Origin of the sequence: Streptomyces sp. NBC_01171, from assembly GCF_045039805.1 — a bacterium.
GTDB lineage: Bacteria > Actinomycetota > Actinomycetes > Streptomycetales > Streptomycetaceae > Streptomyces.
On the sequence record NZ_CP108609.1, the window covers coordinates 6,104,895 to 6,125,014 of the forward strand.

Here is a 20,120-nt window from a genome sequence, read left to right on the forward strand (position 1 = left end):
CTTGATCAGCACACCCTCGGAGATCTGCGTCGTCGGGGCGGGGCCCCGCGGCGTGTCCGTCCTGGAGCGGCTGCTCGCCCAGGAACGGAAGTCGCCCTCGCGCGAGCGGCTCACCGTGCACCTCGTCGACCCCTCGCCCCCGGGGCCGGGCCGGGTCTGGCGCACCGCGCAGTCCCCGCACCTGCTGATGAACACGGTGGCCTCCCAGGTCACCCTGTTCACCGACCACAGCGTCGACATCGTCGGCCCGGTCGAGGACGGCCCCAGCCTGTACGAGTGGGCGCGCCGACTCGCCGGCACCGGTACCGCCGAGGAGTCGGTCGCCGCCGAGGCCCGCTCCCTCGGCCCCGACTCCTACCCGACCCGCGCCTTCTACGGCCACTACCTGCGCTGGGTCTTCCGGCGCCTCCTCGCCACCGCCCCGGCCCACATCACCGTCCGGGTGCACGCCTCGCGCGCTGTCGCCCTGGACGACACCGGTCCCGTGCCGGACGGCCCGCAGAGCGTGCTCCTGGCCGACGGCACCGAACTGACCGGCCTCGACGCCGTCGTCCTCGCCCTCGGCCACCTCCCGAACCGACCCACCGACGAGACACGCCGGTTCGCGGACTTCGCCGCCACGCACGGGCTGACCTATCTGCCACCCGCCAACCCCGCCGACCACGACCTGTCCGCCATCGGCGCCGGGCAGCCGGTGCTGCTGCGCGGACTCGGCCTCAACTTCTTCGACCACGTCGCCCTGTTCACGCTCGGCCGGGGCGGCTCCTTCGCGCGTGCCGGGGACCGGCTCGTGTACCGGGCCTCCGGCGAGGAACCCCGCATGTTCGCGGGCTCGCGGCGCGGAGTGCCGTACCACGCGCGCGGCGAGAACCAGAAGGGCGCGCACGGCCGGCACGAGCCACGGCTGCTGGACCAGGAGAGGGTGGCCGCCCTGCGCGAGCGCTCCCGGCGCGGCGAGCGGTTGAGCTTCCGTGCCGACCTGTGGCCGCTGATCGCCCGCGAGGTCCAGGGCGTCTACTACGCGGCCCTGCTCACCCAGCGCGGGCAGGACGCCACCGCCTTCGCGGACGCCTACCCGTACGTCCCGGAGAGCGAGGAGGACGCGTTCCTCGACGCGGCCGGCATCGGCGCCGCCGACCGCTGGGACTGGGCGCGCATCGCCCGGCCGTACGGGGACCGGGAGTTCAGCTCCGTGGCCGATTACCGCGCCTGGCTGCTCGGGCATCTCCGCCAGGACGTGGCCGACGCCCGCGCGGGGAACGTCACCGGCCCGCGGAAGGCCGCCCTCGACGTGCTGCGGGACCTGCGCAACGAGATCCGCCTCGTGGTCGACCACGACGGCATCGACGGCGCCTCCTACCGCGACCAACTGCAAGCCTGGTACACCCCCCTCAACGCCTTCCTCTCCATCGGCCCACCCGCCTCCCGCATCGAGGAACTCGGCGCGCTCATCGAGGCCGGGATCGTGGAGGTCCTGCCGCCCGGTCTGCTCGTGGACACCGTGGCCGACGGTCCCGCCTTCGTGGCCCGCACCCTCGGCGGAGCGGACGTCGCCCCGCCCTTCACCACGCTCATCGAGGCCCGGCTGCCCGAGCCCGACCTGCTGCGCACCGCCGACCCGCTGCTGCGCCACCTGCTGAACACCGGCCAGTGCCGCCCGCACCGGATACCCACCGCGCACGGCGGGGTGTACGAGACCGGCGGGCTCGACGTGTCGACGCGCCCCTACCGGCTGCTCGACGCCGCCGGCCGGGCCCACCCCCGGCGCTTCGCCTACGGCGTCCCCACCGAGGCCGTGCACTGGGTCACCGCGGCGGGCATCCGGCCCGGTGTGGGCTCCGTGACGCTGGAGGACTCCGACGCCATCGCGCACGCCGTACTGTCCCTGCCCGCCCCGGCGTCCACCCCGAGGGCCGCCGGACCGGCGGAGGTGACGGCATGAACGCCGGACTCGACGTCGGCCTGCTGTCCCCGGTGCGCGCCGGGGTGCCCGTGGAGGAGGCGACCGGGGACCTGGCATGGCTCCAGGCCATGCTCGACGCGGAGGCCGCGCTGGCGCGGGCCCAGGCACGGCTCGGCGCCGTGCCCGCCTCGGCCGCCGCCGTCATCACCGAGGCCGCCGACGCGCGGCGGCTGGACGCCCGCGCGCTGGCCCTCGCGGCCCGCGAGACCGCCAACCCGGTGGTCGGGCTGGTCCGCGCCTTCACCGGCGTGGTGGCGGCCGCCGACCCGGCCGCCGCCGAGTACGTCCACCGGGGCTCCACCAGCCAGGACATCCTCGACACCGGCACCATGCTGGTGGCCGCCCGCGCGCTGCGGCTCACCGTCGCCGATCTGCGCGCCACCGCCGAGGAGCTGGCCCGCCTCGCCGGCGAGCACCGGGACACCGTCATGGCCGGGCGCACGCTCGCCCTGCACGCCGTGCCCACCACCTTCGGGCTCAAGGCGGCGGGCTGGCGGTCCCTGGTGCTGGACTCCGCCGACCGGCTCGGCCGCGTCCTGGACCACGGCCTTCCGGTGGCGCTCGGCGGCGCGGCGGGCACCCTCGCCGGATACCTGGAGTACGCCCGCCTCGACGGGGCCACCGGCGCCGACGACGCCGGCGGCTACCTGGACGCCCTCATCGCCGCCTACGCCGACGAGACCGGCCTCGCCCGGCCCGTCCTGCCCTGGCACGCGCTGCGCACCCCGGTCGCCGACCTCGGCGCCGCGCTCGCCCATACGGCGGCCGCGCTGGGGAAGATCGCGGTCGATGTACAGGTACTGGCCCGCACCGAGGTCGGCGAGGCGGCCGAGCCCGCCCCGGCCGGCCGGGGCGCCTCCTCCGCCATGCCGCACAAACGCAACCCGGTCCTCGCCACGCTGATCCGCTCGGCCGCCCTCCAAGTGCCGGTGCTGGCAGCCGGGTTGACCCAGTGCCTCACCACCGAGGACGAGCGGTCCGCCGGGGCCTGGCACGCCGAATGGCCCCTGCTCCGCGAGGCCCTGCGCCTGACCGGCGGCGCCGCACACACCGCCCTCGACCTCGCCCGCGGCCTCACCGTCCACACCGACCGCATGCGCGCCAACCTCGACCTGACCGGCGGCCAGATCGTCTCCGAGCGCGTCGCCGCCGTCCTGGCGCCACGCCTCGGCAAGGCGGAGGCCCGGCGGCTGCTGAGCGAGGCGTCGAGGCGGGCGGCGGCGGAGGGAGTGCCGCTGGGCGAAGTGCTGTCGGCGCTGCCGGAGTTGGCGGGCGTGCTGGACGGCCCCGAGTTGGTAGAGCTGCTCGATCCGGCTCGCTACACGGGTGCGGCGGGGGCGTTGGTGGACCGGGCGTTGAAGCGCTGAGGGCGGCTCCAAGAGGCGCCGCTGCCCGAAGTGCCGTCGGCGTGGCGAGAGGGCTGGAGAACCCCGAGCTGCTGGACTCCGCCCATCACACAGGCGTGGCGGGCGCGGTCGGCGTCCTGAAACGCTGACGGCGCCACGGGACGTACGCACCCCCCGTTGCCTACGCTGGCGACGGCTCGTTCGTGGTGACCGTTTTCAGGAGGCGACCTGTGCCCAGCCGTACTCGGACCGAGGAGTTTCGTGCGCTGCATCAGCGGCCCGAACCCGGTGACCCGCTGGTGATCCCCAACGTCTGGGACGCGGTGAGCGCCCGGGTGTTCGCGGACGCCGGGCACCGGGTGCTGGCGACCTCCAGCGCCGCCGTCGCCGCCGTGCTCGGATACTCCGACGGGGGAGCGGCACCGGCCGACGAGGTGTTCGACGCGCTCGCCCGGATCATCCGCGCCGTCGACGTCCCGGTGACCGTCGACATCGAGGACGGCTACGGGCTCGCCCCGGCCGGGATCGTGGAGCGGCTGCTCGGCGTGGGCGCGGTCGGCTGCAACCTGGAGGACACCGATCACGCCTCCGGCAAGCTCAAGGACGCCCGCGAACACGCCGACCGGCTGGCCGAGTTCGTGGCGGCCGCCGCGGGCCGGGTGGTGCTCAACGCCCGCGTGGACACGTTCCTGCACGGCGCGAGCGACGCGGAGGAGACGATCGTCCGGGGCCGCCTGTACGCCGAGGCGGGGGCGGACGTGGTCTATCCGATCCTGGCCCCGGCCGAGCTGCTGCCCGAGCTGGCCAAGGGCATTCCGGCCCCGCTGAACGCCCTGTACCTGCCGAACGGGCCGACCCCGGCGGAGCTGGGCCGGCTGGGCGCCGCCCGCGTCACCTTCGGCGGCGGCCTGCACCAGCGTGCCGAGGCCGCCCTCACGGAGATCGCCCGCACCCTGCCCGCCTGACCCCCGGTACGACGACGCGCCCCGCCCGAGTCCTGGGCGGGGCGCACCTGTCGAAGCTAGAGCCCGGCCACCGCGCGCAGCGCCTCCGCGCGGTCCGTGCGCTCCCAGGTGAAGTCCGGCAGCTCACGGCCGAAGTGGCCGTAGGCAGCCGTCTGGGCGTAGATCGGGCGCAGCAGGTCGAGGTCGCGGATGATGGCCGCCGGGCGCAGGTCGAAGACCTCGTCGATGGCCTTGCCGATCACGTCCACCCCGACCCGGTGGGTGCCGAAGGTCTCGATGAACAGGCCCACCGGCTCGGCCCGTCCGATCGCGTAGGCCACCTGCACCTCGCAGCGCGCGGCGAGACCGGCGGCCACGACGTTCTTGGCCACCCAGCGCATGGCATACGCGGCACTGCGGTCCACCTTGGACGGGTCCTTGCCCGAGAAGGCGCCGCCCCCGTGGCGGGCCATGCCGCCGTAGGTGTCGATGATGATCTTCCGGCCGGTCAGCCCCGCGTCGCCCATCGGGCCGCCGATGTGGAAGCGCCCGGTGGGATTCACCAGCAACCGGCAGCCCTCGGTGTCGAGTTCGATGCCCTCCCCGGCCAGCCGCGCCAGCTCCACGTCGACCACGTTCCGGCGCACCTCGGGCACCAGCAGGTCCTCCAGCGAGACGTCCGCCGCGTGCTGCGCGGAGACCACGACCGTGTCCAGCCGGACCGCCCGGTCCCCGTCGTACTCCACGGTGACCTGGGTCTTCCCGTCGGGCCGCAGGTACGGCATGTTCCCGGAGCGCCGCACCTCGGTCAGCCGCTGGGCCAGCCGGTGCGCGAGCCGGATCGGCAACGGCATCAGCTCAGGGGTCTCGTCGGTCGCGTACCCGAACATCAGGCCCTGGTCCCCGGCGCCCTGGGCGGCCAGGATGTCCTCGGTGTCCGCGTCGACACCGCGCGCGATGTCGGGGGACTGGGCACCGATGGAGACGGACACCCCGCAGGAGGCGCCGTCGAAGCCCTTCGCCGAGGCGTCGTAGCCGATGTCGAGCACGGCCTCGCGGACCAGGGCGGGCACGTCCGCCCAGGCCCGCGTGGTGACCTCGCCGGCCACGTGCACCTGGCCGGTGGTGATCAGGGTCTCCACGGCGACGCGCGAGCGCGGGTCACGCGCCAGCAGCGCGTCGAGGACCGTGTCGCTGATCCGGTCGGCCATCTTGTCGGGATGGCCCTCGGTGACGGACTCCGAAGTGAACAGACGGCGGGGCATGACACTCCTCGGGTTCGCAGCGGCTGCTGACGGATGCGGGGTGGCCGGGCGGCGTGGCCCCGGCCGGGCGTCACCAGGCGTACGCCTCGGGCGCGGGCCGGTGACCGGGGAAGATCTCGTCGAGCCGGGCCAGCGCCTTCGGCTCCAGCTCGACGTCGAGCGCGGCGAGCGCGCCGTGCAACTGGGCCAGCGTGCGTGGGCCGACCACGGGCGCGGTGACGGCGGGGTTGGCGAGCAGCCAGGCCAGCGCGACATGCCCCGGCTCCTGGCCCAGCTCGGCGGCGAAGTCCTCGTACTCCTGGATCTGCGGGCGCCGGGTCGCCAGCGCGGCGGCGGCCCGCGCGACCGTGCGGCGCACACCCCGGCGTTCGTCCCGCAGCACCCCGGCGAGGAGGCCGCTGTGCAGCGGGGACCAGGGGAGCAGCCCGATGCCGTAGCGCCGGGCGGCCGGGATCACCTCCAGCTCGACGGTGCGCTCCAGGAGGTTGTAGTGGGACTGCTCGCTCACCAGGCCGGGCAGGTGCCGGGCGCGCGCGGTCTCCTGGGCCTCGGCCAGGTGCCAGCCCGCGAAGTTGCTGGAGCCGACGTAGACGATCTTGCCCTGGGCCACCAGGACGTCCATGGCCTGCCAGATCTCGTCCCACGGGGTGGACCGGTCGACGTGGTGCATCTGGTACAGGTCGATGTGGTCGGTGCGCAGCCGCCGCAGGCTGGCCTCGACCGCCCGGCGGATGTGCAGCGCGGACAGCCCGCCCTCGTTGGGCCAGTCGCCCATGTCCGAGTACACCTTGGTGGCCAGCACCGTCCGGTCGCGGCGGCCGCCGCCCCGCGCGAGCCAGTTGCCGATCACCGTCTCGGTCAGGCCGGGGTGCTCGGGCCAGCCGTACAGGTCGGCGGTGTCCACGAAGTTGACGCCCGCGTCCAGGGCGGCGTCCAGGATGCGGTGGGCCTCGGCCTCCTCGGTGTGCACCCCGAAGTTCATGGTGCCGAGGCAGAGCCGGGAGACGCGCAGACCGCTGCGGCCGAGCTGGGTGTACTCCATGACGTCCTTTCGGGGCCGGGTTCGGGGCGGGCCGGGTCCTGGCGGGCCTGGGTCAGCGGAAGTCGCCGGCGTGGTCGGCGGCCCAGCGGGCGAAGGTGCGCGCGGGACGGCCGGTGAGGTCCTCCACGGCCGAGGTGACCGGCAGGGCGGCGGCCGGGTCGGCCTCGGTCTGGGACCACTCGTTCAGCAGGTCGGCGACGATGCCCGGCCGCAGGAAGCGCTCCGCCTCGGACCGCCAGACCTCCGGGTCGATCCGGGCCACCCGCAGCGGCCGCCCGCTCGCCTCCGCTATCGCGGCGACCTGCTCCGCCTGCGAGACGGGCGCGGGCCCGGTGACCGTGTACCACCGCCCGTGGTGGCCGTCCGTCCGCAGCGCGGCCACCGCCGCCGCCGCGAGGTCGGCCTCGTGGACCACCGGGCAGACGGCGTCGGGATGGGGCAGCCGCACCACCCCGTCCGCCCGCGCGCCCGGCGCCCACCACAGCGCGTTGGTGGCGAAGGGCGCCGGCCGGAGCACCGTCCATCGCTCCGGCCCGTTCTCCGCGAGCGCCGCCTCGGCCGCCCGGTACCTCGGATAGACCCAGGAGGCCCGGTCCCGCCCGGTGTGTCCCGCGGCCCAGGCGCCGGTGAACAGCACCACTTTCTCCACGCCCGCGCGTTTCGCCGTCGCCGCGAACGCCGGGATGCCGTCGAGAACCGGAAAGAGGAATACGGAGGACACCCCGTCGAGCGCCGGATAAAGGCTGTCCGGTTCATTCAGGTCACCCCGCACGACACTCGCCCCGGAAGGGACTTCCGCCTTTTCCGGACTGCGGGTCAATACACGTACTTCTTCGCCCGCGGCAAGCAGTTCCCGTACCACGTGGCGGCCCGTCTTACCGGTGGCTCCGGTCACCAGAATTGTCATGCGGAGAGCATAGGGAAAACCGCCGGATTTCACGAGAGACGCCTATTTGGCGCAACTCCCGTTCAGGCGATGGTGTTCACCGCCCCCCGCCCGTCGACCGCGCGGGCCCGCTCCTCCAACTGCTGGGCCGCGTCGCGCCAGGAGGCCGCGCATTCCCGGGCCGCGGCCGCGACCTTGGCCGCGCAGTGCGGCGGTATCCGGTCCACCAGCTCCTCCCAGCGCCGGTTCGCCAGCGCGTGGGTGTCCAGCAGCCGCAGCAGGAACCGGCCGTGCTCGGTGAGCCGTATCGACGGGTCCCGCTTGAGCAGCAGTAGGGTCTCCGCCAGCGCGAAGGCGGTCACGCCGCCCTGTTCCGGACCGCGGGACGCGGGCGACGGCGCGGCCGGCCCGGGCACCGGACCGCCGGACGGCCGCCCGGCGAGGGTCGGACTCGCGCCCTTCTGCACGCGTTCGCGCACATCGCGGGCGGTCGCCAGGGACAGCCCGCTCTCCCGGGCGATCTCCCGCAGCGTGGCCTGCGGATGGGTACGGGCGTACTCGCCCGCCAGCCGGCGTCGCTCGGAGTTGTCGACCGGGCGCGACCGGCCGTCCCGGCCGATCCGGGCGTTCAACTGAGGAATTGCGTCACCCGAACGACGCCGGATCGAGCCCACCGTCTTCGGTGACAGCCCGGTGGCGGACGCGATCATCCGGTCCGACCAGTCCGGGTGCGAGCGGATGATGCGCAACGCGGCCGCGTTCCGGTCGGCGCGCGTCAGCGGCAGCCCGTGGTGGGCGTTGCGCTCCACCGCCAGCAGGAAGGCGTCCTTGGCGGAGCCGTCGAAGTACTGCACGTCGATGTGGGTCTGCCCGTTGAGCCGGGCCGCCCGCAGCCGGTGGACGCCGTCGATGACGCGGAGCGTGGCGCGGTGCACGATGATCGGCGGCAGCGGCGAGACGCACTGTGCGAGGTGCCGGACGTGTTCCTCGTTCTCCCCCGATATACGGGGGGAGTCGTCGGTCGACAACGACTCGATGGGCGCCCGTGTCACCGGCAGGCTGTCCGCCTGCGCGTTCCACAGTTCCGCCGACTCACAGATCACCGGGGCGGCGAGGTGAATTCCTCTGGTTTCCGTCACAGCCATTCTCAATCTCCTGTTCATATGTCCGTACGGGGGGCATAAAGATGTGAGATTGACGCGCGTGGCTACAGACCGGTCGCCCGGTTCGGGACACCCGGAAGGGTGCCGGGAGGAACCGGCGACGGTGTTTCAGGGCGGTCAGCGGCGGTGCGCGAATACCCGGCCGTAACAACAGACCGGGGATACACGAGAGCCCGGCCGCCGGTGCTGCGCCGCGCTCATGGGGCGGCGTGGACCGAGTGGGCCGGGCTGGAAGGGGCGACTCCGGAAAAGGACCCGCCGCGCCGAAAAGCGGCGCCGAGTATCGCGTATCACTGTGAAGAGCCTCCCCCGTTTGGCTCTGGACCTGCTGCCGTGCACCATATCCGGTGCCGGTGAATCGTCAACGCGCGATCAGGGAAAACACCCGGACGGGAACCAGCGCCTCGTGGGAGACAACAGGTTTTTCGGCCGGGCGTCCCGCCTCGCGCACCGGGCGCCAGCCGTGTGGTGGCCGGTGGCGCCCAGGCGAGGATGGCCAGAAAACGACAGGCCGTCAGCTCGTCGGCGGGCGGAACTCCGGCTGGTCGATGATGCGCAGCCAACTGCCGTCCGCCTGGCGCTTGACCACCTGCGCGCGGGCGCCGGAACCGTCCTTGGGCGGCGTGGAGGTGAGCGCGATGTCACCGAACACCAGCGTGGGCAGGGGCTCTTCGGGCTCGAAGTGCGGCGCGTTGGACAGCACCTTCTCCCAGAGCTGGCGGATCGCCTCCCGGCCCACGGTGGTGCTGCCGGGCGGGTAGGCCATCACGGCCTCCTCGTCGTACAGCGCGGCGAGGCCGGCGGCGTCACCGGCGTTGGCGCGCTCCACGAAGAGTCGGGTGAGGTCTTCCGGCTTCAGGGCCTTCTCGTTCTCGGACACAATCATCCTTTCCTGCGGTCCGGGTACCAACGTGGCAATTTTCCGTCATTGGCCGAGAACAAGTCCAATCAATCATCCGGATCGGCGTTATAATTTGGAGTTATGGAGATCAGGCAGCTCAGGTACTTCATCGCCGTGGCGCAGGAAGCCAATTTCACCAGGGCCGCGGAGCTGGTGCATATCAGCCAGCCTGGGATCAGCGCCCAGATCCGCCAACTGGAGAACGACCTCGGGGCCACCCTGATCGACCGCTCCGGCCGCAGCGTGCAGCTCACGGCCGTCGGCGAGGTGGTGCTGGCACACGCCAAGTCCGTGCTGTCCTCGATGGACTCGCTGCGGCAGGCCGTGGACGAGATGAACGGCCTGGTCCGGGGCAAGCTGGTCGTCGGCATGGTCACCGCCTGCACCGTCCAGCCGCTCTTCGACGCCCTGTCCGGATTCCACCTCGCCCACCCCGGCGTCGAGATCAGCCTGCTCGAGGACGATTCCGCCAAGCTGGTCGAGTACGTCCGCGAGGGCACCGTCGACCTGGCGCTGATCGGCGCCGCCCATCGGGCGCCGGAGGACCTGGACGGCTGGCAGGTGATCAGCGAGCCGATCGTCGCCGCGGTGCCGCACGAGCACCCGCTGGCCGAAAAGGACGGGGTCACCCTCGCGGAACTGAGCGCCTACCCGCTCGTCTGCCTGCCCGAGGGGACCGGCATCCGGGCGACGCTGGACGAGGCGTCCGCCGCGCTCGGGCTGACCCCCACCATCGCCCTTCAGGCGAGCGCGCCCGGCGCGGTGATGCACCTGGCCGAGCGGGGCCTCGGTGTCGCGGTGCTCTCCGAGTCGATGACCGCCCACCAGAAGGGGCTCAAGACGGTCGCCATCACCGACGCCGACGTTCCCGCGGTGCTGGCCCTGATCTCCGCGCCCACCAAGAGCCCCGCCCTGCGCGAACTGCTGCTGCACTGCCGGCAGTCGTTCGGCGAGCCCGCCCCGACGCAGGCCGTCGCGTCGATGAGCGGCGCGTAACCGCTTCCAGCACCACGAAAGCGGGCCCGTCGGCAACCGACGGGCCCGCTCGCGTGTGCCGGGCTCAGCTCTCCGCGGCCACCGGCGACTGGCCGGGGGCGTCCTTCGCCTCGGGCTTCGGCTGCTGGGCCGCCTGGAAGTCGGCGGGCCGGATCAGTACCAGCGCCAGCACACCGCCGAGCAGGGCCAGTCCGGCCGACACGCCGAGCAGGGTGTTGAGGCCGTCCACGAACCCGGTCGTGGCGATCTGCTGCACCTTCTCCCCGTACTGCTCGGGCACGAGGCGCACCGCCTCACCGGTCTCGCCGCCCCGCGTCAGCGCGGCCAACTGGTCGCTCCGGCCCGCCAGTTCCGGCACCCCGCGCAGTCCGTCGCGGAACCGGTCGCTGATGACCCCGGCGAAGGTCGAGCCGAGCACCGCGACACCCGCGCTCACACCGAGCTGACGGAAGGTGCCGTTCACGCCCGACGCCATGCCGGAGCGGGAGAAGTCCACGACGCCCACGGCCGTGGAGGCCAGCGGCGGGTTCACCAGACCGGCGCCGACACCGCCCAGCACCAGACCGGGGATGAAGTGCTCCCAGCCGCTGGACTCGGTGATCCCGCTCATCAGCAGCAGCGCGGCACCGACCAGCAGCAGCCCGACCCCGATCATGTAGCGGGGCTGCACCTTGGCGCTGAGCCGCCCGGCGATCAGGGAGGCGACCAGCATCGACAGCGAGGCGGTGAGCAGGCGCAGACCGGTCTCCAGCGAGGAGTAGTTCAGCGCCTCCTGGAAGTAGATCGCCAGGAACAGGAACATCGCGAACAGCGAGCCGTTCATGGCGAACGCCGCGATGGAACCGCCGACGAAGGTGGGGATGCGGAACAGCCTCAGGTCGAACATGGGCTGCTCGGACTTCGCCTCCACCAGCAGGAACGCGAGCAGCAGCGCCGCGCCCACCACCAGACCGGTCACCGCGCGGCCGTCGCTCCACTCGGTCTCGCCGGCGCGGATCAGGCCGTAGACCAGGGTGGCGAGGCCGCCGGTGAGCAGGACGAAGCCGGGCCAGTCCAGCTTGCGGGCGAACGGCGACTTCGACTCGTCCACGCGCAGCGCGATGATCAGGGCCACGATGACGCCGATCGGCACGTTGACCAGGAAGATGCCCCGCCAGCTGATGCCGCTGGAGATCAGGCCGCCGGCCACCGGGCCGATGGCGGAGGCGAGGCCGGTGACCATGCCCCACACGCCGAACGCCATGCCGCGTTCCTTGCCCTGGAAGCTGCCCGCGAGCAGCGCCAGACCGGTGGCGAACATGACCGAGCCGCCCACGCCCTGGAGCACCCGGGACATGATCAGCATCAGCGGCGACTGCGCCACACCGCACAGCAGCGAGGCGACCGTGAACAGGGCCACGCCGATCGCGTAGAGGCGCTTGCGCCCGAACCGGTCGGCCAGCGTGCCGCTCGTCAGCAGGAAGGAGGCCAGCGCCAGCGCGTAGCCGTCGATCACCCACTGGAGGTCGGCGAAGCTGGCTTCCAGGTCGCGCTGCACATCGGGCATGACGACGTACACGATGGTGGTGTCCAGCAGGAGCATGAACGTCCCGCCGCACACCCCCAACAGGGTCCACCATTTCTTTTCCATCATCGTTCCTTCTGCTGTCCTGAGCGGTCGGCCGCGGCCCGTCAGCGGGGGCCGGGGGAGGGGTTCGGCGGGATGTTGTGGTTCAGCCGGAAGAGGTTTCCGGGGTCGTAGGCGGCCTTGATCCGGCCGAGGCGCGCGTAGTCGCCGGGCTCGTACGCCCTGCGCACCTGGTCCGGGGTGGCGGCGGCGCCGTAGAGGAAGTTCAGGTTGCGGCCCGTGGTGATCGGGGAGAGGGCGTCGGTGAGCCGGGTGTGCGCGGCGCGGACGGTGTCGGCGCTGTCGTCGGTGACCCGGTCCAGCACCGCGAGCAGATAGCGGGCCGAGCGGTGGCCGACCGAGTTCGGCACGCGCGGTGACCGGGCCAGGGCACCGCCCAGGTGGCGCACCTCGACGATGCTGGTGATCGGCGCGTCCGGCCCGGCCAGGTCGAGCACGGTGCGCACCGCCGACCCGTCGAGCCCGCTGAGCATCGCGTTGGTCCCGACGTACGCGGCCGGTGCCACCGGGTCGTTGTGGATCGACCCCGAGTCGGTGTACGGCAGCTCGCGCACCGAGTCCGCCAGCCGTGGCCCGAGCGCCCGCAGCGGGGCGACCAGCCGCTCCCCGTACGCCGGGTCGCCCAGGTAGGCGATCCGGACGTGCACCACGTACCGCCCGCGCAGCGGCGGGGGCAGGGTCGGGGCGTCGGGGAGCGGGACCAGGGCCAGGGAGGAGGTCATCTCCTCGGGGACCGTGTCCGTCCAGCGCAGGTAGGCGTTCAGGATGCGCTCGGCGGACGCGCCGTCGAAGAACAGGCCGCCGCCGTAGAGCCGGGTCACCGGGACCAGGTCGACTTCGAGGCCGGTGACCAGGCCGAAGTTGTCGCGGCCGCCGCGCAGCGCCCAGAACAGGTCGGGGTCGCTGTCGGCGGTGACCTCGCGGGGCCGGCCGTCGGCGGTGACGCACTCCACGCGCCGGACGTGGTCGGCCGCGTACCCGAACTTCCGGGCCAGCAGGCCGATTCCGCCGCCGAGGGTGTAGCCGATCGCGCCCACGTCCGGGGCGCTGCCGCTGAGCGGGGCCAACCCGTGCGGCGCGGCCGCCTCGACGACCTGCTTCCACCGCACGCCCGCGCCCACGAAGGCCGTACGGGCGGCCGGGTCCACGCGCACCTCGGTCATCCGGCGGGTGCTGACGAGGACCCCGGTGGCAGCGGGCAGCGCGGGTGCGTGCCCGGTGGCCTGCACGCCCACCGGGAGGTCGCGCGCGGCGGCGAACTCCACCGCGAGCTGTACGTCCTTGGGCTCGGCCGCGCCGACGACGAGCGCCGGGCGGTGCGGCCGGTGGGTCTGGTAGCGGGCGCGTTCCTCGTCGTAGCCGTCCTGGCCCGCGACGAACAGCGGGCCGCCGACGCGCTCGGCCAGTTGCCGGGCGGCCGCGCTCAGGTCCTCGCGCGCGGTGGGCGGTTCGGGGCGAGCGGGCACGGTCCGTTCCTTTCGTCGAGGGACGACAGTGCCGCTGACGGGGGTCGCTGCGGCACTGTCGTCCCAGTCATGGTCCCGACGATGCGATCAGAAGTCCAAGACCTAGTTTTTCTGGGATACCGAACTTTTGGTTATGGATCAGCGGTGACCGCCACGGCCAGCGCGAACGTGGGTGCCGTCAGCTCACCGACCAGCGCGTACCGGTCGCCGGCCCGTGCCCACAGCCGCCCCTCGCGTAGGCCGAGCCGCACCCGCCAGAACAGCCCGCCATGGGCGTCCACGCACTCGGACAGCGCTTTGAAGGCGGCCTCCTTCGCGGCGAACAGCCGCCGCAGGCCCGGCGGGTCGCCCTCCGGCCACAGCTCGGCCCGCTCCCGCTCGTCCAGCAGGAACCGGTGCAGCCGCAGGTCCGGGCAGCGCGGCTCCAGGTCCACGCCCACGCCGCGGGCACCGGGCGCGACCGCGGCCACCGCCAGCGCGGTGCTGTGGGTCACCGAGGCCGGGAATCCCGCCGGACACACCGGCGCCCCGCTGTACGCGCGGCCCACCGACGTCACCGGGCTGCCCGCGCGCCGCAGCGCCGCGCCCACCGCGTCCCGGCCGGCCCGGTGCTGTGCCGCGCCGGTGCCCGGCGGGGCGACCGCGGTGCTCGCCAGCACGACCCGCCGGACACGGCCGGGGCTCCCGAGCAGCCATGCGCTCGGGAGCCCCGGAAGCGGTGCCTCAGTCACCCGTCCCGGCGACCCGCTCGATGAACGACTCCACCTCCCGCTGGAACCACTCGGGCTCCTCCAGGAAGGCCAGATGCCCGCCGTCCGGCACGGTGACGGTGACGGCGTCCGGGAACAGCCCCACCATCTCCCGCACCGCGTCCGTGCTCAGCGAGAAGTCGTCCCCGCCGACGAACAGCAGCGTCGGAGCGGCCACCTTGGTCATGATCTGCGGGTCCAGCGGCGCCTTCACCGACACCGCGAGCCCGGCGCGCAGGGAGTCCACGGTGTGGATGCCGAGGAAGTTCTGCTTGCGGCCCATGAACCCGATGGGCCCCGCCTCCTCCACCGCCCGGTCGCCGGAGACGAGCGGGTACAACTGCTCGTACAGCACGCCCAGTCCGGACGTCTCCAGCGTCTTCAGCCAGGACTTGGTGATCCGGCGCAGCCGCTGCGGGCCGTGCGGGCTCATCGCCGGCCCCGCCAGGATCAGGCCCTGCACCCGGTCCGGGTGGGCCACGGCGAAGTCCCGGCAGATCAGCGTCGAGAACGACGTGCCCACCAGGATCGCCTTCTCCAGACCCAGCCCGTCGAACAGGGCCTTGAGGTCACTGATGTGGTCCTCCCACACCGGCTCCCCGGCGTGCGGGCTGGAGTCGCCCTGGCCGCGCAGGTCGTAGGAGGTGAGCCGGGCCGTGGTGGCCAGCTTCGCGGTGTAGGACCGCCAGGACTTGCGGTCCATGAAGAAGTTGTTGACGAGGACGATGTCGGGGCCGGACCCGCGTCGCTCGTACGCTATCCGGATGTCGTCGCTCACCTGGATCTCGCCGGTCTCCAGGGCGTCGTCGACGGTCGTGTCGGTCATCGGCTCACTTTCGGGCGGAAGGCGGGCGAAGGGCGGGCGGGACTCAGACGGCTTCGAGGACCGCCTCGGCGGCGGACCGGGCGTCCCCGAACCGGGCGGTCAGCGCGTGCACCCACCGCTCCAGGCCGAAGGCCAGGCAACTGGTGGAGGCGGGCGCGCCGTCGGGCAGGGAGATCGCGCAGCGCTCCCCGAAGAAGTTGCGGTGGTAGTTCACCGACCCGATGGCCAGGCCGTCCACCACGAACTCCTCCTTCACCGGGAAGAGCCGCTGCATCGTGGCCCGTGATCCGGTGCGGTCGAAGAACGGGTCGGTGGCGACCTCGGTGCTCATCGCCAGGCCCAGCCGGTCGGCGAGGCCCAGCACCTGCTCCTTGGCCCGCTTCAGGTGCTCGGTGGCGCCCTCGGGCGAGCCGACGAACACGATCTCGCGCATGCTGAAGCCGAGCAGCCTGCGCAGCCCCTCGTAGCGCGTCTCGTTGCGGAAACAGGTGGCGACCGTGGTGAACCGGTTCTCCGTCGCCTGAAGGGCCTGGTCCTTCAGGTCGAAGTAGACCGAGTAACACGCGGCCGAAGGCAGGGCCAGCGCCGCGTCGCCCAGCACGGACGCCGGCAGCTCCGTCAGCGGGCTCGCGGCGCCGGCGCGCAGTTCCCCGAGCCGGGCCGGGTCGGCCGCGACGGCGGCCAGACCCAGGTGCGGGAAGTTCTCGTAGTAGTCGATGGACTCCAGGTCCGCCGGCCGCAGCAGGAACGGGTAGCGCCGCTCCTCGGCCTCCCACTCGTGCGCCCAGGACAGCATCAGCGAGTCGAACGCGCGCAGCAGCCGCAGCTCGTCCGGGCCGAGGACGCCGAGGCCGTTGTCCGTCCCCGTGGCGGTGCCCATCAGCGGGCCGCCGCGCCGTGCAGGAAGCGCTTGTCGATGGCGCGCAGGGTGCGGAAGTCCTCGACGTCGATCTCCTCGGGGTCGATGGTCTCCCCGCTCAGCTCCTCCAGCAGGTAGAGGAACTCGACGAAGGCCAGCGAGTCCACCGCGCGGCGGTCGATCAGGTCGTCGTCCAGCTTCAGCTCGCCCACCTCGGGGTTGCGCTGGTGGATGAAGGTGAGGATCTTGGTCAGCTTGTCGTCGCTCATGCCGATGCTCCCTGGACCTGAAGGCCGTTGCGGGCGAGGAACTTGCGGGTGCGGTTGAGGATCGCGTTGTGCGCGGCGTGCCGGGCCGGGTGCTCCAGCAGGCGGCGGCGCAGTTCGAGGGGCTGGTCGAGCCCGGCGTCGCGGTACACGGCCGGGTTGTACAGGCTGCGGACGCTGTACTCCAGGTACGTCTCCAGGTAGTTGGCCAGCACCGGGATGTCCTCCGGGCGGCTCTCCTTGACCTGGTCCAGCAGTTGGGTGAACAGGTGCCGCCCGAAGGCGACATGGCGGCTCTCGTCCTGGTGGTGGACCCGGTTGATCTCCTGCGCGATGGGCGGCAGCGAATCGTCCGTCGCCATCCGCGCGTTGAAGTAGTCGACCAGCTCCTCGAAGATCAGGATGCGGGCGAAGATGACCAGTTCGGTCGCCGCGTCGCCCACCCCCTCGATCCGGCCCGGACCGACCTGCGGCACCGCCGGGTACACCTTCCCGCCGTACTTCAGGCAGAAGGTCCCGAAGAACCACATGTGCTCGTTCTCCTCCCCGATGAAGTGGTGGAGGAACTCCGAGGCGTCGGCGTAGGTCTTGGTGTGGATGCGGAGCACGACCTCGCTGAGCAGCTCGCGGATGCCGTGCACGTTGAGGCTGAAGAAGTTCACCGCCTCGAACCGGGTCAGGGCGAGCTGCTGCTCCCGCGTCAGCTTCCCCCACTCCTCGGTGCCGGCGAGCGTGACCAGGTCCTCGCTCATCCACGGCCGGTCGGTGCCGAGGGACTCGGGCCAGTCGAAGATCGTGTAGGGGTTGTAGTAGTCGGACTCCGCCATCGCTTCCAGCCGGGCCAGATCCAGCTTGACGGGTTTGACGGTCGTCGGCATCGGCAGACCTTCTTTCGGGGAACGTTGCGGTACGGCGGCGCGCGCGGGTCAGGCGCGCTCGGCCAGGACGGACCAGACCGGGAGCTGGGTGCGTCCCGCCTCGTCGATCTCCACCTGGACGCCGGTCTTCTCCAGGAAGGTGCGGGTGGCCTCGGCCACGCCCCAGTAGACGGTCCGGGTCAGCTCCGTGACCGTCCAGCCGGCCCCGGTCAGCACCTCGCGCACCGTCTCCTCGGAGACGGACAGCGGCTCGGGCATCCCGCCGGGGACCGCCGCGAAGCACAGCATGTCCAGCCAGGCGCCGGGCCGGGCGGCCCGGCCGAGTGCGGCGGCGTAACGGCGGCGCCCCTCCGCGCCGAGCGTGTGGAACAGCGCGCTGTCGAGGACGGTGTCGAAGCGGCCCTCGTAGCCGGCCAGACTCGTGGCGTCGGCGACGGCGAACTCGATCTCCGCCCCGCCCTCCTGCTTCGCCGCGCGCTCCCTGGCCCGCTCGATCGCCGTGGAGGCGGCGTCGACGGCGGTGACCCGATATCCGCGGGCGGCCAGGAACACGGCGTTGTCACCCAGACCACAGCCCGCGTCCAGCACCTCGCCGCGAATTCGTCCGCGTCGCTCGAATTCAAGCACACCGGGCTGCGGTTCACCGATGTCCCAGGGGACCCGGGTGATCCCGGCGTCACCCAGCAGTTCACCTCCGCGATATACGGCGTTGAAGTCGGCGGTCGCGTAATCGTAGGACTTCTGGGCGCTATTGCTCATGCCAGTCTCCTGAGGAATAGATCCGGCGTCCGGCCCTGTCGAACCAAAGGGATTACCACAGCCGCCGACGTCCGCGTAAGGCGCGCCGACGCGCTCCGGCGCCCGTTCAACCGAGGAGATTCCACGGTTGAACGCCCGTTCCCTGGTGGCCGGGTGGATGGAAAGAGCGTATTCCGCTTTTCCTGGCCGTGGGTGCCCGGGAGCGGCCGCCAAGCGGAACGGAAAGTTTCGTATCCGGCGCGGCGAATTCAACGGGGGTGGCTGTGCCGAACCGGCCCACGTACGATGCCGGGGCGGCCGGAGGAAACGGACCGCCAATCGTCCGGAGCGTCATCCGCACCGGGGCCCTGTGCGTCCCGAAAATCCGGAAGGAAAAAGAAATTGCGCGGTTCAGGCAATAACCTCGACGCGCGTGCGGCGGAGCTGGTGAACCAGGCCGCCGGCCTCCGTGAGGACCTCTGGAAACGCGCCGCCGACAGCGACCGCGACCGGCGGCTGCCCGACGAGGTCATGGCCCGCGTCACCGGCGCCGGGCTCACCCGGCTGCTGGTGCCCGAAAGCAACGGCGGCCACGAGACCTCCATCCGCACCCTGCTGGAGGTCTGTACCGAGCTGGGCCGCGGCTGTGTCTCCGCCGCCTGGGTCACCGGCGTGCTCAACGTGGGCAACTTCGTCGTCTCCCTCTTCCCCGAGCGCACCCGCGCCGAGGTCTGGGACGACGACCCCGACGCCCGTACCGCCCTCATCCTCGGCGCCCCCGTGCGCACCGTGGAACCGGTGGACGGCGGGGTCCGGGTCAGCGGTGAATGGCCGTACGCCTCCGGCTCGTTGCACGCGGAGTGGATCGGCGGACTGCTCCTCGCCGACACCGGCACCGGACTCCAGCCGCACTTCGCGCTGATGCCGGCCGCCGACATCACCGTCCGCGACACCTGGCACTTCGTCGGGATGCGTGGCACCGGCAGCAACACGGTCGTCGCCGACCGGGTGTTCGTGCCCGCGCACCGGCTGCTCCCCTACAAGCCCCTGATCGACGGCGAGACCGACGGCCTGGTGCCGGCCGACCGCCGCTACCGCGACAGCCTGACCGGCGTCTTCATGGTCGGTCTGATCGGCTCACTGCTCGGCGGCGCCGACACCGCCCTGCGCTACGCCCTGGAACACGCCGGGACCCGGCGCGTGGCCGGGACCACCTTCGCCCATCAGGCCGAGTCGCCCACCGCCCGACTCGCCCTCGCGGCCGCCGCCACCCGGCTGGACACCGCCCGGCTGCACGCCCGCCGCCTCGCCGACAGCGTGGACGAGCACGCCCTGGCGGGCGAGAACCCCGACCTGCTCACCCGGGCCCGCGCCCGCATGGACGCCACCCATGTCGTCCAGCAGTGCCGCCAGGCCGTCGACGACATCGTCACGCTCTACGGCTCCTCCGCCCTGGACGAGTCCAACCCCCTCCAGCGGCTGTGGCGCGACGTCCACACCGGCAGCCGGCACGCCGGCTTCGGCATGGGCGTCCCCGAGCAGGTCTACGGCAGCGCCCTCGTGGGCCAGGACCCGCGTGCCATCAGCATGCTGGTCTGACGGCCCGTACGACGCGAACTCCCCTTCGTTCCGATGTGCTCCAGGCCCGCCCGCCGCTGCGCGGGAGTGGCCCTTCGCCGCCCAGTGACGGAAAGCGAGATCAGACATGTCCGACGAGCACGAGATCCGCGAACAGAACCGCGCCATCGTCGCCCAGTACATGAACACCCGCGGCCAGGACCGCCTGAAGCGGCACCTGCTGTTCACCGAGGACGGCACCGGCGGTCTGTGGACCACCGAGACCGGCGAGCCCATCGTCATCAGCGGCCGGGACCGCCTCGGCGAGCACGCCGTCTGGTCCCTCAAGTGCTTCCCCGACTGGGCCTGGATCAACATCGAGATCTTCGACACCCAGGACCCCGACCGGTTCTGGGTGGAGTGCGACGGCGAGGGCCAGATCCTCTTCCCCGGCTACGAGCCCGGTCTCTACCGCAACCACTTCCTGCACTCCTTCACGTTCGAGAACGGGAAGATCAAGCAGCAGCGCGAGTTCATGAACCCCTGCCAGCAGTTCCGGGCCCTCGGCATCGACGTCCCCGCGGTCCGCCGCGACGGAATCCCGACCTGACGCCGGCCGGCCGGCCCCCGGTCCCCGCCCCGACCCCG

At 72.5% G+C, this 20,120-nt stretch carries 19 protein-coding genes; 6 read left to right on the plus strand and 13 right to left on the minus strand.

Translation table 11 applies throughout. From position 1 onward, the window contains the following. The first annotated feature begins 1 nt into the window (after position 1). The 3 genes from OG448_RS28220 (at position 2) to OG448_RS28230 (ending at position 4,274) form a co-directional block, all read left to right on the plus strand. Positions 2 to 1,942, plus strand: coding sequence for an FAD/NAD(P)-binding protein (locus tag OG448_RS28220; RefSeq protein ID WP_405557959.1), 1,941 nt, complete (start codon positions 2 to 4; stop codon positions 1,940 to 1,942). Then, entirely contained in the window at positions 1,939 to 3,330 is a 1,392-nt protein-coding gene (locus tag OG448_RS28225; protein WP_405557960.1) for a lyase family protein, read from the plus strand. Before OG448_RS28220 ends, OG448_RS28225 begins: the two co-directional genes overlap by 4 nt. Positions 3,331 to 3,539: 209 nt before the next feature. Beyond that, positions 3,540 to 4,274: an isocitrate lyase/phosphoenolpyruvate mutase family protein gene (locus OG448_RS28230; RefSeq protein ID WP_405557962.1), complete on the plus strand. Its 735-nt coding sequence runs from the start codon at positions 3,540 to 3,542 to the stop codon at positions 4,272 to 4,274. A 56-nt stretch (positions 4,275 to 4,330) separates the two neighbouring features. Here the strand turns inward: OG448_RS28230 and metK are convergent, their stop codons facing one another. From metK to OG448_RS28255, 5 genes are all read right to left on the minus strand, one after another. After that, complete coding sequence (metK, locus tag OG448_RS28235; protein ID WP_405557963.1) at positions 4,331 to 5,518, minus strand: methionine adenosyltransferase; 1,188 nt, start codon at positions 5,516 to 5,518, stop codon at positions 4,331 to 4,333. A 70-nt stretch (positions 5,519 to 5,588) separates the two neighbouring features. Further along, positions 5,589 to 6,560: an aldo/keto reductase gene (locus OG448_RS28240; RefSeq protein ID WP_405557965.1), complete on the minus strand. Its 972-nt coding sequence runs from the start codon at positions 6,558 to 6,560 to the stop codon at positions 5,589 to 5,591. 52 nt (positions 6,561 to 6,612) lie between these two features. After that, entirely contained in the window at positions 6,613 to 7,467 is an 855-nt protein-coding gene (locus tag OG448_RS28245) for an SDR family oxidoreductase (protein ID WP_405557966.1), read from the minus strand. Between the two features lie 62 nt (positions 7,468 to 7,529). Beyond that, positions 7,530 to 8,591, minus strand: coding sequence for a ParB N-terminal domain-containing protein (locus OG448_RS28250; RefSeq protein WP_405557967.1), 1,062 nt, complete (start codon positions 8,589 to 8,591; stop codon positions 7,530 to 7,532). A gap of 532 nt (positions 8,592 to 9,123) precedes the next feature. Further along, a complete protein-coding gene (locus tag OG448_RS28255) occupies positions 9,124 to 9,489 on the minus strand; it encodes a nuclear transport factor 2 family protein (RefSeq protein WP_161149662.1) in 366 nt (121 codons plus the stop codon). Positions 9,490 to 9,591: 102 nt separating this feature from the next. Between OG448_RS28255 and OG448_RS28260 the strand changes: the two genes are divergently transcribed. After that, entirely contained in the window at positions 9,592 to 10,506 is a 915-nt protein-coding gene (locus OG448_RS28260) for a LysR family transcriptional regulator (RefSeq protein WP_405557968.1), read from the plus strand. A 64-nt stretch (positions 10,507 to 10,570) separates the two neighbouring features. Here OG448_RS28260 and OG448_RS28265 read toward each other — a convergent pair whose 3' ends face one another. From OG448_RS28265 to OG448_RS28300, 8 genes are all read right to left on the minus strand, one after another. Further along, positions 10,571 to 12,139, minus strand: a complete 1,569-nt coding sequence (locus OG448_RS28265; RefSeq protein ID WP_405557970.1) for an MFS transporter — start codon at positions 12,137 to 12,139, stop codon at positions 10,571 to 10,573. A 38-nt stretch (positions 12,140 to 12,177) separates the two neighbouring features. Beyond that, entirely contained in the window at positions 12,178 to 13,599 is a 1,422-nt protein-coding gene (locus OG448_RS28270) for an FAD-binding oxidoreductase (protein WP_405557972.1), read from the minus strand. Between the two features lie 131 nt (positions 13,600 to 13,730). Further along, positions 13,731 to 14,258 carry a 4'-phosphopantetheinyl transferase superfamily protein gene (locus OG448_RS28275; protein WP_405557974.1) on the minus strand — a complete coding sequence of 176 codons (528 nt, stop codon included), beginning with the start codon at positions 14,256 to 14,258 and terminating at the stop codon, positions 13,731 to 13,733. Between the two features lie 64 nt (positions 14,259 to 14,322). Next, on the minus strand, positions 14,323 to 15,174 hold the full coding sequence (locus OG448_RS28280) for an alpha/beta fold hydrolase (protein WP_051720139.1): 852 nt from the start codon (positions 15,172 to 15,174) through the stop codon (positions 14,323 to 14,325). A gap of 43 nt (positions 15,175 to 15,217) precedes the next feature. Continuing rightward, positions 15,218 to 16,054 carry a hypothetical protein gene (locus tag OG448_RS28285; protein ID WP_405557976.1) on the minus strand — a complete coding sequence of 279 codons (837 nt, stop codon included), beginning with the start codon at positions 16,052 to 16,054 and terminating at the stop codon, positions 15,218 to 15,220. Then, positions 16,054 to 16,302: an acyl carrier protein gene (locus OG448_RS28290; protein WP_391298561.1), complete on the minus strand. Its 249-nt coding sequence runs from the start codon at positions 16,300 to 16,302 to the stop codon at positions 16,054 to 16,056. Before OG448_RS28290 ends, OG448_RS28285 begins: the two co-directional genes overlap by 1 nt. Continuing rightward, positions 16,299 to 17,177 (minus strand): diiron oxygenase, encoded by an 879-nt coding sequence (locus tag OG448_RS28295; protein WP_135790815.1) that lies wholly within the window; start codon positions 17,175 to 17,177, stop codon positions 16,299 to 16,301. Before OG448_RS28295 ends, OG448_RS28290 begins: the two co-directional genes overlap by 4 nt. 48 nt (positions 17,178 to 17,225) lie before the next feature. After that, positions 17,226 to 17,936: a class I SAM-dependent methyltransferase gene (locus tag OG448_RS28300; RefSeq protein ID WP_405557978.1), complete on the minus strand. Its 711-nt coding sequence runs from the start codon at positions 17,934 to 17,936 to the stop codon at positions 17,226 to 17,228. Between the two features lie 381 nt (positions 17,937 to 18,317). On the opposite strand from OG448_RS28300, the gene OG448_RS28305 reads away from it, so the two are divergent. Both OG448_RS28305 and OG448_RS28310 read left to right on the plus strand, forming a co-directional pair. Then, complete coding sequence (locus OG448_RS28305) at positions 18,318 to 19,514, plus strand: acyl-CoA dehydrogenase family protein (protein WP_405557980.1); 1,197 nt, start codon at positions 18,318 to 18,320, stop codon at positions 19,512 to 19,514. A gap of 106 nt (positions 19,515 to 19,620) precedes the next feature. Then, the gene (locus OG448_RS28310) at positions 19,621 to 20,082 is read left to right on the plus strand and encodes a PhzA/PhzB family protein (protein WP_030803987.1); all 462 of its coding nucleotides are present in this window, start codon (positions 19,621 to 19,623) and stop codon (positions 20,080 to 20,082) included. Positions 20,083 to 20,120 lie beyond the last annotated feature (38 nt).

Bases quoted from the DNA above. Each gene is read 5' to 3' on its own strand.
- OG448_RS28225 (WP_405557960.1), top strand. From the start codon at position 1,939: ATGAACGCCGGACTCGACGTCGGCCTGCTGTCCCCGGTGCGCGCCGGG.
- metK (WP_405557963.1), bottom strand. From the start codon at position 5,518: ATGCCCCGCCGTCTGTTCACTTCGGAGTCCGTCACCGAGGGCCATCCC.
- OG448_RS28240 (WP_405557965.1), bottom strand. From the start codon at position 6,560: ATGGAGTACACCCAGCTCGGCCGCAGCGGTCTGCGCGTCTCCCGGCTC.
- OG448_RS28245 (WP_405557966.1), bottom strand. From the start codon at position 7,467: ATGACAATTCTGGTGACCGGAGCCACCGGTAAGACGGGCCGCCACGTG.
- OG448_RS28250 (WP_405557967.1), bottom strand. From the start codon at position 8,591: ATGGCTGTGACGGAAACCAGAGGAATTCACCTCGCCGCCCCGGTGATC.
- OG448_RS28260 (WP_405557968.1), top strand. From the start codon at position 9,592: ATGGAGATCAGGCAGCTCAGGTACTTCATCGCCGTGGCGCAGGAAGCC.
- OG448_RS28265 (WP_405557970.1), bottom strand. From the start codon at position 12,139: ATGATGGAAAAGAAATGGTGGACCCTGTTGGGGGTGTGCGGCGGGACG.
- OG448_RS28280 (WP_051720139.1), bottom strand. From the start codon at position 15,174: ATGACCGACACGACCGTCGACGACGCCCTGGAGACCGGCGAGATCCAG.
- OG448_RS28285 (WP_405557976.1), bottom strand. From the start codon at position 16,054: ATGGGCACCGCCACGGGGACGGACAACGGCCTCGGCGTCCTCGGCCCG.
- OG448_RS28290 (WP_391298561.1), bottom strand. From the start codon at position 16,302: ATGAGCGACGACAAGCTGACCAAGATCCTCACCTTCATCCACCAGCGC.
- OG448_RS28295 (WP_135790815.1), bottom strand. From the start codon at position 17,177: ATGCCGACGACCGTCAAACCCGTCAAGCTGGATCTGGCCCGGCTGGAA.
- OG448_RS28300 (WP_405557978.1), bottom strand. From the start codon at position 17,936: ATGAGCAATAGCGCCCAGAAGTCCTACGATTACGCGACCGCCGACTTC.
- OG448_RS28310 (WP_030803987.1), top strand. From the start codon at position 19,621: ATGTCCGACGAGCACGAGATCCGCGAACAGAACCGCGCCATCGTCGCC.